Origin of the sequence: Halarchaeum salinum (genome assembly GCF_039520965.1) — an archaeon.
Taxonomy (GTDB): domain Archaea; phylum Halobacteriota; class Halobacteria; order Halobacteriales; family Halobacteriaceae; genus Halarchaeum; species Halarchaeum salinum.
This window is the reverse complement of record NZ_BAAABL010000015.1, coordinates 14,480-27,743: the sequence shown is the minus strand read 5'-3', so window position 1 is coordinate 27,743 and position 13,264 is coordinate 14,480. Positions and strand designations below refer to the sequence as shown.

General features: G+C 63.1%; 8 protein-coding genes and 1 pseudogene. 2 read left to right on the top strand and 7 right to left on the bottom strand.

All coding sequences use genetic code 11. The features are described from left to right. Nucleotides 1–513: 513 nt before the first annotated feature. On the bottom strand, nucleotides 514–1,218 hold the full coding sequence (locus ABDZ36_RS01145) for a DUF6338 family protein (protein ID WP_211313268.1): 705 nt from the start codon (nucleotides 1,216–1,218) through the stop codon (nucleotides 514–516). Between the two features lie 12 nt (nucleotides 1,219–1,230). Beyond that, entirely contained in the window at nucleotides 1,231–1,551 is a 321-nt protein-coding gene (locus ABDZ36_RS01140; protein ID WP_211313269.1) for a hypothetical protein, read from the bottom strand. 120 nt (nucleotides 1,552–1,671) lie between these two features. On the opposite strand from ABDZ36_RS01140, the pseudogene ABDZ36_RS14845 reads away from it, so the two are divergent. Continuing rightward, nucleotides 1,672–1,887 (top strand): annotated as a pseudogene (locus ABDZ36_RS14845) (HalOD1 output domain-containing protein); the annotation flags it as partial. A gap of 141 nt (nucleotides 1,888–2,028) precedes the next feature. On the opposite strand, the gene ABDZ36_RS01135 reads toward ABDZ36_RS14845, so the two are convergent. Further along, complete coding sequence (locus ABDZ36_RS01135; protein WP_211313270.1) at nucleotides 2,029–2,895, bottom strand: DNA-binding protein; 867 nt, start codon at nucleotides 2,893–2,895, stop codon at nucleotides 2,029–2,031. Between the two features lie 1,223 nt (nucleotides 2,896–4,118). On the opposite strand from ABDZ36_RS01135, the gene ABDZ36_RS01130 reads away from it, so the two are divergent. Beyond that, nucleotides 4,119–9,050, top strand: a complete 4,932-nt coding sequence (locus tag ABDZ36_RS01130) for a hypothetical protein (protein ID WP_211313271.1) — start codon at nucleotides 4,119–4,121, stop codon at nucleotides 9,048–9,050. 175 nt (nucleotides 9,051–9,225) lie between these two features. Here ABDZ36_RS01130 and ABDZ36_RS01125 read toward each other — a convergent pair whose 3' ends face one another. The 4 genes from ABDZ36_RS01125 to ABDZ36_RS01110 all read right to left on the bottom strand — a co-directional run bounded on the left by ABDZ36_RS01125 (nucleotide 9,226) and on the right by ABDZ36_RS01110 (nucleotide 13,105). Beyond that, the gene (locus ABDZ36_RS01125) at nucleotides 9,226–9,825 is read right to left on the bottom strand and encodes a DUF7437 domain-containing protein (RefSeq protein ID WP_211313272.1); all 600 of its coding nucleotides are present in this window, start codon (nucleotides 9,823–9,825) and stop codon (nucleotides 9,226–9,228) included. A gap of 49 nt (nucleotides 9,826–9,874) precedes the next feature. Further along, complete coding sequence (locus ABDZ36_RS01120) at nucleotides 9,875–10,243, bottom strand: DUF7558 family protein (protein WP_211313273.1); 369 nt, start codon at nucleotides 10,241–10,243, stop codon at nucleotides 9,875–9,877. Between the two features lie 171 nt (nucleotides 10,244–10,414). Then, nucleotides 10,415–12,598, bottom strand: a complete 2,184-nt coding sequence (locus tag ABDZ36_RS01115) for an LUD domain-containing protein (RefSeq protein ID WP_173231005.1) — start codon at nucleotides 12,596–12,598, stop codon at nucleotides 10,415–10,417. Beyond that, the gene (locus ABDZ36_RS01110) at nucleotides 12,599–13,105 is read right to left on the bottom strand and encodes an LUD domain-containing protein (RefSeq protein ID WP_211313274.1); all 507 of its coding nucleotides are present in this window, start codon (nucleotides 13,103–13,105) and stop codon (nucleotides 12,599–12,601) included. Nucleotides 13,106–13,264: the final 159 nt, after the last annotated feature.

The following is a 13,264-nucleotide window of genomic DNA, read 5'->3' as shown; positions in this document are numbered from 1 at the left end:
TCTTTCTCTCGTCCTGTCATTGCCCTACCAACTCAGAATACACCTAAATCTTCTGTGAACCACTAGGGCTCGCCGCCTGCTCCCCTTCTCTGGACGTATCGAGGAGAGGCATCACCATCGTCCATCTCATACTTCGTACGGTATCTTGTGAAACTGATGTTTTGCTCACCGCGCACGTCGGCTGAAATTGAGTCGTCCGATCTGAGAATTCGTCGAGAGAGCGTAGCTACAGGTGGAAAGTTGAGTATCACAATTCCAATACCGACGCTGTCTTGCATTCAACGCTGCACGATGAGGAGATATTGTAGTGCGAGCGGTACGGTAACCTGTACATCTGGCCGTGAACGGGCTGTTCGCTGCTACGTTTCTCGAAACTCGCTACGCTTCTGCGGTCGCTCACTATTCGTTCCCGCCCCTACCAACGCGGATATGTCGTGTTTACCGGTACGTCACGTAACCGCTCCTCTCGACAGCACCATCCGTACCGAATAATCCTACTGAACGAGGAGCAAATCAGTTATCGTCCTCACCTTCACCCTCCCCATCGCCGGATGAACCGCGACTCAACCGGGAACGAACACGCGCCCAGAACGACTCTCTTCCATCGCCTACCCGCAGCAGGATGCGGTCGATATCGTCCTCGAGGAAAAGCATTGACTCACCGCCCACCCACTCGTAGTCCTCTTCCTCTAGGCTGTACCGGTACGGGTGCTTCACCCGTACCTCCTTCGGCTTCCCCGCCCTGCTCCACTCGACCACGTCGCCCGTGTACAGCTCGTCGTCACTCGTCTTAATGCGGATCGACCCCGCACCTTTCATGAAGTTCTCCCACGGCTGCCGCGGATTGTACGTGATATGTGCCTTCGCCTGCAACGTCCGGCGGAGCCGGCCGGGAAGGTCGACGAGGATGCCAACTGCATACGCGACGCCGATAGCCCCCGACAGGAGGAAGATGATCGCGATCAGGTCTACTCGGAAGAACGGATCGAACAGGAATGTCCGTAGCTCCTCGTACGACCTGATTGGGCTATAGACTAGCTGGTATCCGGCGAGGAACAAGCCGTCGATGATGATGCTGGATACCAGGCTCCAAATAAGTAGGACGAACTGGGATATCTCGTCCTCGACCGCTGCGAGGCTGACCGCGGTCATCACCGCGATGAACCCGGGCGCTACCAAGACGACATAGAAGAGGATGTCGCCGGGAACAGTAGCCATGCCGGATCGGGATTACTCCGAGTCACCCGACCCGGAGCCGTCGGCACCGTTCCCTGAATCACCGGACCCGCCATCGTCTCCCGAGCCGCGGACGCTTCGCGGGATGCTCTCACCCTCGGCACTCGGAGCGGCTTCGGAGGACGGCTGCTTGTTCCCGCTTTTCTCCACTTTAGTCCCGCTGTCCGTAGTCGTCTTCTCTGCCGCGTTAGCTCTCGTGTTTCCGTCTGACTTCTGCGCAGAGAGGGCATCGGACTTTTTTCCGGCCAGCTTCCGACCGTCGTTGTTGGATGAGTCGCCTCCCGAATTGTTCCCGGAATCTGATTTATCACTCATACTCCGCCATTCCCGTTAGATCAGCAAAAATGGTTTGCTACCGGGGTGGAAGTGATCGCCCCGGCAGTACCTGTTCCCTTACTATCAACAACGGGGACTGCGACCTACTCAATTAGGTAGATTCGCACTTATACAACACTACGAAATGGCGGTCAGTACCGGCGTGCTCGATACTCTTCTGACGCCACCAATAACCTGCCGGAGAATCTTCCGACATTGCTCCTCGACGTCATCCACTCCGACACGCTCGACGAACTCTTCCGCAGCCACGATACCGACAGCTATGTTCAGTTCATCTATGAGGTATTGACGGTGACCGTTGGAAGCGACGGTAAGGTCGCTATCGACGGCTGGCCTGTGGAATCTGTGAAAACGGTCGTGGCTGCCGGCCGACCAGCGGGAGGCCGGGAGCGGAGGGTGGGGCGGTGGGGTCTGGGTCGGTCCGGCACACAGCAAAAAAGAGGGTGGATCGACTGCCTATTCTTCCCACCACCGACCGCGCTCTGGGAACTCGATCCTGCTCCAGCCCGTGATGGCGAGACTGCACCGTCCCTGGTACCAATTTTTCTTGACCGCTCTGAACCGGACTGTCTGTCCTTCTCGAACCACCGTCTTCTTGCTCTTCTCCCAAATCGTGAATTTCGTACGCCCACTTTCGTCTTCGATGAGTCCGACTTGGGCGATTGCTGGGGAACTAGGATCCCAGAGTTCGCTCACTGTGCCCTCGACCGTCACCTCACCGACCGGGACGTCCGGCACGTCCGCGATGGGCACGATCGCCCCCGGCGCCGCCTTCAGTTCTTCGAGGGTCTCCAGCACCGCCTTCGTGACGTCTCGACCGCGCTGCACCTTCTCGGCCAGCTGCTTCGCAACGACTGCTCTCGACCAGCCGCCCTTCACCTCGTCGCTGATCCGCATCGCCTGCTCGTTCACTTCCGCGAGTTCGTCCTGCGTCAGCTTCTCCCGGGGATCCGTGCGCTCCGCCGGCGCCGGTTCGTCACGGCCACACTGCTCGCTGACGACCTCTCGCGTGCGCTGCTCTCGACCGTCCTGGGTACCCAGCTCGGCCTGGGCACTGATGCGCTCCAGTTCGGCTTCCCGCGCCTGAATGCGCTCTTCCTGTTCGAGGGTAACACCGTGAATCCGATCCTGGCTCGTGTCTGCGATCCCGTCCGGGTGGTTCGCATCCACCTTCGCCTGCGTCTCCTGCTCGACCGCCGCCTCGAACTCCGGCGTCTCGTCGACGACCGGGAAGCCGTCCTCATCGACCGCCTGACCGCCCGCTTTCTCGAATGCCTGTTCATCGACCGTAACGACCTTTCCGCTAGCGTTGTTACTGGACATTGGTATCTCTCCAAGGTACCACTGAAGGCGCTCACGCGCCGACGCCGCGATGCTACTACATCGCGGTTTTCCGACGACAACGACCGACAGAACCATCTGCGCGCTCGCGCTCGCGCCTTCGCGAGCGCCCTACCGGGCGCGAGCGAGAGCGCGCCTGCATGAGGTGGCCCCAACCAGCACCGCGCGCCGACCCGCCCGGAGCGAGCGGCCAGCGCATTCCCCGTTCGCCGCGACGCGACCACGTCCGTCGCGGGCGGCAAAGCCGCGGTCCCCCGGACCCGAACGGGTGAAGCGCTGGCGTCGAGGGCACATCCATTTTAGCCCGGCAGCCCGCCCGCTACTGCAGGCAGGCAGCCCGGAATGGTCGGTCGCGAGCGACGCGGAGGGCGGCAGCGGCGAGCGGGGCGGGCCGTCACGGACACACCTGTTAGGCCGGCCACGTTGCTCGGCAAGCCAGCCATGCTGTTGGCGGCCTCAGAAAGGAGATGTCTTCTCGGTGGCCCCGAGAATCGTCACATATCGCAGCGAGGAGTGGCGCAGCGGCGTCCTTGTGAGCGGAACAAACGGGAGGTAACGAGACCGTCGATACCCATGGCGGCGTCTGCACGAGGGGCGGCGAGGCTGCGGAGCGCGTTGGTCTTTGTGACGGCCGCTCGTAGCCATTAGCCATATATCACTCGAGAGACCACAGGCTCGGAGAACTCCAGCGGCGCCGCGACCGTCGCCCAACCCTCGTCGATCGCGTCGTCGAGACATACGAGGTTGGGCCGGACTCAGTCCCTCGACGTCCACAAGAACCGGAAAGGCGTGATCAACCGTATCCCCGTGGCTCCCTAGATCGATGTGTAGTCGCTCGCTGGGGTGTGTCTCCACCTAGGCGAATCCGATAGGGAGTTCCACTACGTCTCGACCGAGGCGCTCGATGAGCTGACCAGACGATTCCGTATCCTGGGTGTGGAGGATATGGCTTCCTCCAAGGGCCGTATGAGGAGAGGGAAGATGGTCTCGCAAAGTATGAGCTCTTGCTACCCTCACCTGAGCCTACATTATTTTCACGTTCGAATTCGAGGGATGTCTATGAAGACCGGTGAGGAACCCAGACCCCACGACATAGTTGCCGTTCGTTCCCTCACGAAATCCCACTCCCCGCTCACCGACTCACAGTCCCGTATGCAGGTGGAACGACCAATCCGTGGTCAAGAACAACGGCAGGCGCTGGTCGAATGAGCGACCAACACTCCTCGACCAAGCCGTCACCGCCGGAATCGACCGCCGTTCGAGAGGCGCTCCAGAACCACCACGAGCACTTCGACGACGTCAGCGGCGAGATCGCGCTCCAGCAACTAGAGACCGAACAGGGCCTCAAACGACAGTATTCGGGCCGGGTTCTCTACGAACTGCTTCAGAACGCGCTCGATAGCGCCGATTCCGAGATCCTCGTCGAACTCACCGAGAACCCGTCTTCGGACGAATCCGAGTACGCCCTTGTGGTCGCGAACGACGGCGACGAACTCACCGTCGCTCGCGAGTACAACTACGACATCCCGCCCGAGAACAGGGACGGGCAACGCCCCGATTTCAACGCTCTTTGTTCGATCCGCACATCGAATAAATCGGCGGACGAGAGCGTCGGGAACAAGGGAATCGGGTTCCGATCGACGTTCGCGGTCGGCAGATACGCTCGGGTCTGGAGCCGGTTCGAGCGACGACCGGGGTGGTGGGGAATTGAGCTGCACCTCCCGCTCGACAGCGACACCTGGAACCGACGACTCCGGGACCCAGAGGTCCAGCGAGGACACGAGTCGTTCCTCGAGACGAAGCGTCCCCGGCTGACCGTGGACGAGCAGCGCCCGAGCTTCCACTTCCCGTTACCCCTCAAATCGGACGAGGCAGGAACACCCTTGGGGATGACGGAGCTCGATGGGTTGACCACGGCCGTCGTCGTCCCGATCGAAGCCGACCAACTCGAGCATCTCAGGGACTCGTTCCGGGAACTGCAGGCGAACCACCTGTACTTCCTCGGGCTGTTCGAAGACCGCCGTGACATCACCGTCCAATTCGAGACTCCGGACCTGTACTTCGAACGCACCACATGGCCGCCGAACCAGGATACACCGACCCACTCGCTCTCGTACTGGCGAACAGCAGAACTCGAGGGACTCGCCCGACGGGCCGATCTCGAGATCTCGAACCCTGGGGCCGCCATCGCGTGGCCGACCGAACAGCGACTCGCCGAGCGTCGAGAGACCGATTCCGAAGCGCGACTCTACGGCTATCTGCCGACGGCGGTTCCAAGCCCGTTTGAGATCGACATCCACGCCGACTTCCAACTTCGAGTCGACAGAACGGGGGTCCAGTTGGATGACGACCTCGTGGGGCCGTACAACCGGGCGCTGTTGAAGATCGGTGCAGAACTGCACCTGCTGTCCGTCTGCCGGCATATCGACCTCTCACCGGACCGTATCGACTGGGCGTGGATCGAGCCCGACGAGATCACCTCAACCACGACAGCCGACAGCACCGACCCTCGAGCGGATATCTGGCGATTGCTAGATTCGAGGACCCGCTCGGATGCCGGCGATGCCGTCGTGGACCACGTTCAGGACCGACTCTTCCCGCACGACGACGGCGAAGACCCCGGAACCTACCAGCTGTGGGCGGAGCTCGCGGCTCGGTTCTTCGACTCGGCGTCGGGCTTCCCACTCGAGACCTACGAGACGTTCTGGGACGTCTCGAAGTACTGGGTGGACAGGATCTGCCCACACTCTGAGCGATCGAAGACCTGGCGACGGACCGTCACCGCGCTCTGTGATGCCGTTCGAGAATCCGAGGCACGTGTGGTACCGATCGCGGACGATACGGAGAGCGATCGGTACCGAGCGGTCCCCCTCCCGGAGCGTGGCTCTGCCCCCACCGGCGGAAAGCGACAGCGACACTCCCGGGTGGTGTTCGTCCGTGACAGCGACGACAAACGGCTCCCGCTTCCCGAACCGTTGTGGAAGGCAGATCGAGCCGTCACAACCTTCCAGTTCCATTCGTCGATCATCCAGAAATCACCACAGCCGCTGGGGACCCGGCCGTTCAACCGGTGGGAGGTGCTCTCGGAGTTGCGCCAGATACCCAACTCCCAGCCCGACTGGGAGCCCGAGCCGCTTGCAGACGACCCCGAGACCGCGTTCGAGCATCAGCGGGCCCTGCTTGAGTTCGCGGTCGACCTGTACCGCTATCAATCTCGAGGGGGAGGTATGGAACCGGCCGAGGTAGCCGAGCAGGGGCCGGGGTGGCGGGTGCTCGATACCGCCGGAATCGGGGACACGGCCCGTCGAGCCGGGCGAGCGATAGCCACCCTGTATCTGCCGACGACCGAGGGACTTTGGGAGCCGGCTCGACAGTTGACCCGGGATGCTGTCGACGTCTCCCGCTTGGGTGAGCTCCATGAGGAGTTCGATGACGATGCCCTGAATCGGTTCCTGACCTTCCTCGGCGTCGGGCCCGAACAGCAGGATGGGCCTCCACTGACACTCATCGAAGGCGGCTCCGACGGTCGCGTCCCCGCACGAGAGGTGCCCCCGCGGTTGGCGGAGGCCGGGGCGGGCAGTCTGGCAGATCTCTCGTTGGGCTGTCTCCCTGCATCCGACGGGGACAGCTTCTCGCCGGAATCATGGCGGAATTCGCTGTCCAACGTGTGGGACGAATGGCTTTCGACGCTGCTACAGACAGAGACGGCGGCTCGCGAAAACGAGGACCCACCGCTGCGTACATCGTTGCTCGAGCCGCTCTCGAACCGACCTTGGTATCCGGTCGACGGTGAGGGGTACTCAGCGACGAGTCCAGGGGTTCGGTCAGATGATGTCGATGCCATCCCCCCCAGGTCGCTCACCTTGCTCTCGACCCAACAGAAACGCTTCCCGCGCGTGCTCTGGTCGGTCGACGACGACACGCCGGATCGAGAGCTCCTCGTCGCCTGCGGTGCAATCGATGGTGTGGACACGGACACGCTTGAGCAGAACGGTTCCGAGCCGGCGTTCAGAGTTCTCTCGCAGCTTCGAGAGGGATTCACGCTCGAGACCGTGACCGGAGATCGGGTCGCCCGATCGGCGTTGGTCGACCTCTTCGACCGGATCTTGGAGGCTGTCGTCGCTATCGAGGATCACGAGACACAGCCGGTAGCTGACCTGCAACTGCTCTGTTATGAGCCCGAATCGGAGCCCGTTGCACTCTCCGATCGGGACCTGACATGGACCCCGTGGGACGAAGCAGATGCCTGGATCGTCTCGGATAGTTCTGACCGGGAGATCATGCGTCGGTTCTTCCCGCAGGAGTCGCTCGTCGCCGCAACCATCGGGCCGCAGAACCTGAGCGGGTACGAGCCACTCGAGGACCGGGGCGTCGAGATCGAGGACGACGTCGATTTCGAGCCGTTGTCGGCGGGTACACCGGACCAGTCGACCCATATCGAGGAAAGTCTCGAGGAGATTGTTCCGAAGCTCCTTGCGCTGGCGGAGGCCTCACTGCAGATCGATATCGATGGCGATGCGGCGGTGACCCGGTGGCAAGCCGGGAACTTCGTCCACGTCGACAACGCCTGGTTCGAGTATCGGGTCGTCCTCGAGGACCGACGGACGATCGAGAACACCTGGCGAAAGGACTCGACTGGCGATGCGTTCTTCGACGACGGCGACCGGCCGGCGATCCGGTTCGATACTCCCGACGGGGGTTCGCCCCCGCTCCCGGAGTTCGGTGAACCGCTCTCGGCGCTCCTGTTCGAAGAGCAGCGACAGGACGTCGACTCGCTGTTCGCTCGCGCACTCAGCGAGTACGAGGGTGTGAACGGGGAAGCACGACTCTCGCGGTTCGTCGAGAAGACGGACGCAGAACCGCTGGTGGCGCCCTACGAACGGATCTTCGACCCGCCTGCGAACGAGATGGAACTCCTCTCGCAGACGGATGCGGCACTCGCCACGCTGGGGTTCGCCCTCGCGCCACACATCCAGAGTGCACACCAACTCCCCAATCTCGACCCCGCCGACCTGACCGTCGACGACGGCGATGCACCGGCCGAGGAATCGCTCACGGAATCGACGATCAACGATGTCCTGGGTGCTGTTGGGGACGATGCAGAATCCCCGTTCACCCCGGAGTTCCGCTGCCGTGACGAGCACCACCGCGAGTGGGAGTCCTGGTGGGAGGACAATCGAGACCGGTTCCGTCCCTACCTCACCCACCTTTTGCACGCCGACGGTGATGAAGAGATGGAGCCGGACGACGTCGAACGGTCGCTCGAGGAGTTCGTGTCCCGGAACGAGTGTCCCCGATTGGATTTCGACCCGCAACGTGCCGTGTACAGCTGGGTACGAACGACGGTCGATGACGCCGAGCTGATGCCCTCATCCGATGCGGAGTTGGTGGAGGAGGTTCGGCGGTTCGCTCCGGATTTCGAGCCCGTCACGAGGGCGCCGCGGACTGGGCCGTCGGAACGAGCCTGGAACCGACCTGGCGAGATCGGCAGCCCGTCGTCGCCCGATTCGGAGGGAGGAACGTTCGACCATGCCGACGCCATCGAGCGGATGCGCCGGCAAAGCGCCGTCGGGGATGACGCGGAGCGGTCGTTCAGGCCTGCGGTCGCGGAGTGGACCCGTGAGTGCTTGGAAGCGGCCCGACGGGAGGGCAGATTGGACGAGGCGCGGGAGCTGCTCGTCGGTCCATTCGCACGTGATGGGGAGACCGCGAAACACATCCTCGAGGCCGTCGACACCTGGGCCGAACACGGCGATGTCGATGCGCTCGAAAGTGGGGTACACGTCTCGGAGGTGTGGGACGGAGCCGGGTTCGACCTCATCGGACTCGAACCGACGACGGACGGCTGGGAGGTCGTCCGCTACGAGGTGAAGGCGCTCCCCGATGGCGAGGCGGCGGCGGTACACCTTTCGAGTAACCAGTTCGCTGTCTACCGGGACGTCTGTCTCGACCCCGACGCGGAGAGCGACCCGAAGCATCGCGGGGAGTGGAAGCTCATCGGTGTCGAGCCCGATAACGGGGAGGCTGAAGATCTGACAGCGGAGCTATCCGACCTCCCCGAGTATCTGGAGCAACTGCGCTCCGGTGGGTTCGGGCATGATGGGATCGTCATCCATCTTCGGCGTGCCGATCGATAGGGGCGGAGCGACACCATGTCGAGATGACGGCTGCGGGGTCCAAGCGACCAGATGCACATTAACCAGCACCCGCGGAAGAAAGCTCCCGGTTGTTGGTTAACGCAGTTGGTCTCGACCCTGTTCGAGGGCTGTCCCATCGCGACGAACAGGCCGGTGTCGGCGATGTGGAGCCGGCTCACGCGTCGTCAGCTGCGTCGCCGTCGTCGATGTTCAACTCGTCGAGTCCTGCCCCCGCCTCCTCGATCTCGTAGTGCTCGTGGACGACGGGCCGGAGCGCCTGGAGGATCATCTCCGCAGCTAGTGGGGAGATGTCGAGGTCCTCGGCCATCAGGCGGTGGGTAACCTCGCCGCGTTCGCGGGCGACCGCGTAGATGAGCGCCGTCGCGAGGCCGGCGACGCCGTGCCGGTCGATGTACGTGTCGATGTCGGCGTCCGTCTCGCGGCGGCCGACGGCGTCGATCAGCGCCGGCGTGATCGTGTACTCGCGGTCACCGGCGGCCGTGGTCACAGTCAGGTCGATCTCACGGGCGGCGTACCGGCGCGGCTGCTCGTCGTCGGTGACGTCGACGACGCCGGCGTCGACGAGCCGGTTGACGTAGCTGTAGGCCGTCCCTTGGGCGAGCTCGAGGTCGTCCATCACGTCCTGGACGGTTGTCTCGCCCTCCCGAGCGAGGTACGCGTACAGCTGGGCGAGCTGTGGCTCCTCGAGGAGATCGGCGACCGAGAGGAAGTCCTGGACGATGTCGCCGTCGGCGCGGTTTGAGGTGCGTGACACGATTCGTTCTTGATTACAGTTTACAGCGAAACAGTAAAGAATGTTTGGGTCACTCCGCCGGCGTCGCGACGAGATGCTCCTCGAGATCGCGCGTCCAGTACGTCGCGAGCCCGCCCGGACTACAACGGGCGCACAGCTGCAACGGGCCTTCCAAATGCCCCAGTTCGACCCGGAATCGGGTGAGTGCCGCAAGTGTGTCGACGACCAGTCCACAGCCGTCACAGGCGACGTGATCGCACTCGTCGGGATCCGGCTCCGTCTGAATCGCGCAGTCGACGCAGATCGGGTAGGTGACCCGCTCGTCCTGGCCCCCGGTGTGGGCCTCGCCAGCCTCGGTACCTGGCGGGGCGTCGCAGAACGCACATCCGTTGAGTTCCCGGCAGGTCCATGCAGGAATGTTCGCTTGCTTCCCCGACATCTGCTCTCAGCGTCGCTCCAGTTCCTACTCCTGCCAGAAATGACGTCTCCCGCGCGAACCGATTCAGTGTGACAGCACACTAATTATCCCGCTCTCCCCCGACCGAACAGCTCTGGAAGGGAAGACTACTGCCGGCGGAACAACCCTATGCGACCCCACATCCGGGCCGGACTACTGTGTATCGAGTAGCCGTACCGGATGTGCGGGCCGGCGCGTGAGGAGTGCGTCGAGTTGCTCGAGACACGACGTCCCGCTGGCGACGACAGTACGGTCCGCGGTGTCTTCTGTTGTGAATTCATCGACGAGCGTCTCGCCGACGTCCACGCTGAGCTCGTAGTACTCGGACTTGTAGCCGAAGCTTCCAGCCATCCCGCAACACTCCACGTCCGAGGTCGTCACGTCGAACCCGCAGTCTTCGAGCACCGCCACCGTGTACGGTTCGAGATCGAGCGTCCGCTGCTGGCAGTGGCTGTGGTAGGCGATCCGCTCGTCGTCGCCGCCAGGGAGTACATCGATATCCCCCCCGTTCTCCAGCAGGCCGTAGACGTACTCCATGAGTTCGTAGCTCTGCTCGTGCAGCGCGGCGTAGTCGTCTTCCGGAAGGAGCCGTTCGTACTCGCGGTGGAACATCGCAAGATCTGACGGCTCGATGACGACGACATCGTGACCTGCCGCGATGGCGGGCGCGAGCGCGTCGTAGACGGCATCGGCGTTGGACTGGGCCGTCGACACCATCCCCTGTGAGAGCGGGGCGCGCCCGCTCTCGCCTGCGGGCGGAACGTCGACGCGGATGTCGAGCGCTTCGAGGACGCGGACGGCCGCCTTCCCGCGCTCCGTGCGCACGTAGTTCGTGTACGCGTCGGGGTAGAGTGCGACCTGTCGGCGTGCCTCGTCGCGACCGACGTGTGGCCCCCGCTTCTCGAACCACTCCACGAGTGATTCACGTTCGAACTCCGGGAGTTCACGGCGGCTGTCGACGCCGAGAGTTCGCTCCAGCAGCGAGCGCGCGGGACCGGTCCGTGCGGCCCAGTTCGAGAGCGGTGCGAACGCCGACCCGAGTTTCGCCAGGGTGTCGAAGTTCCCGAACAGCCGTTTCTGGAGGTCGACCCCACCGGGCTCCTCGTCCGGGGTGAGCCCCTCCACGAGGAAGTCGAAGTCGCCGTCCTCCCCGCGATTGATGCGGTCTCGGACGACCGTGTTGATCCACGGGATGTCGATGTTCACCGGACACTGGTTCACACACCGACTACAACCCGTACAGAGGTCGTTGAACTCGGCGGCACTGTCCTCGCCGTGGACGCCGGCCTCCCAGCCGGTGGCGATGCCGCCGGAGTACGTCTCGCCACCGAAGGCGTGGCCGCCGACGTGCTGGAAGTTCGCACAGGAGTTCGCACACGCCGAACACCGGATGCAGTACAGCGTCTCGCGGAGCTGATCGTCCTCGCGCATCTCCATCCGCCCGTTGTCGATGAGCACGAGGTGGAACTCGCGGTCGTCGCCGGATTCGAGTTCGTTCCCGCCGAAGGTGGGGGAGTCACTAGGCGGGGTGAACAGCGAGATGTAGGAGGTAATGTCCTGGCCGGTCCCGGATCGCCCGATCAGTTCGACGAACGGTTGGAGATCCTCGACACTCGGGACGAGTTTCTCGACACCCGCGACTGCGACGTGGGTGTCCGTCGCCTGCACGCACTTGCGGGCATTCCCCTCACTCGTGACCAGCGCGAGCGTGCCGGTGTCCGCGGTGACGAAGTTCGCGCCCGTCATCCCGACCTCGGCGTCCAAGATCTTCTCGCCGAGGTACTCGCGAGCGAATCGCGTCAGCTCCTCGGCAGTCTCCAAGGGCTCTTCGGGATCGAACACCTCGTTGAACAGGGCTGCGATCTCCTCGCGGGACTTGTGGATCGCCGGGGCGACGATGTGTGAGGGAGCCTCGTCGGCGACTTGGAGGACGAACTCTGCGAGGTCGGTCTCCCAGACGTCCCCGTCGCGTGCCTCGAGCGACTCGTTGACCTCGATCTCCTCGCTCGTCATCGACTTCGACTTCACCACGTCGCGGCCGTCGACGACCTCCTCGATGTATCGGTTCGCGTCGGCGGCGTCGTCGGCGACGTAGACGCTGCCGCCGTTGGCTTCGACGGCCTCGGTGACTTGGTCGACCAGTTCAGGGAGGCGTTCGATAGCGTCTTCCTTGATGGCACGAGCCTCGTTTTTCAACTCGTCGTAGTCATCGAGATTCGCGGTGGACTCGTACCGGCCCTCGTTGAAGACCTGGGTGTTCTCGTGAACGGCGTCGCCCTCGGTGTCGAGGAGATGGCGGATGCGCTCGGCCTTCTGCCGGCGGGTGTCGGCGCTCATCTACTTGTCCTCCAGGAGTACGACCGTCACATCCATCGGGCCGTGAGCGCCCGTCACGAGCGAGCCCATGTCCGCGGTTGCGCTCGGCCCCGTCGCGATGATGGACTGTCCGACGCCGTTCCGGATATCCTCGGCGAGCTGGTCGAACGTCGCGTCCATGTCCGGCAGCACGTCGCTGGCGGCGACGACGGCGACGTGTTCGTCCGCATAGAGACTCACCGGCTCCTCGCCGTCGGTACCGCCCTGGATGATCACCGAGCCGTAGTCGGCGATACCGTAGCCGGCAGCAGTGACGCCGGTCGCCGCGGCCTCGAGGTCCGCGATCGACGGATCGGTATCGACGCTGTCCGGCAGCGAGACGGTCTCGAAGGGGAGTGAGGTGCCGACCGTAGGTGCGTCGAGCAGGGGTGAAAGCGTCGACGCGAACTGATCGGACGACGTCCGAACGAGTTCGACCCCGACCTCGTCGAGGGACGACTCGAAGGTCGTGATTGGCTCGGCAGACATATAACGGAAGATTATGAAACAGCCTAATAGATGTTTCCCTCTCCGTATCTGATCGACAGTATATATCATATTCTATTATTAATAGACCATGCTATCCTCACCGTGATCTGGGATATTATATCACGAGAAAGAAAGTTATAAATACGTGGTTATGCGACG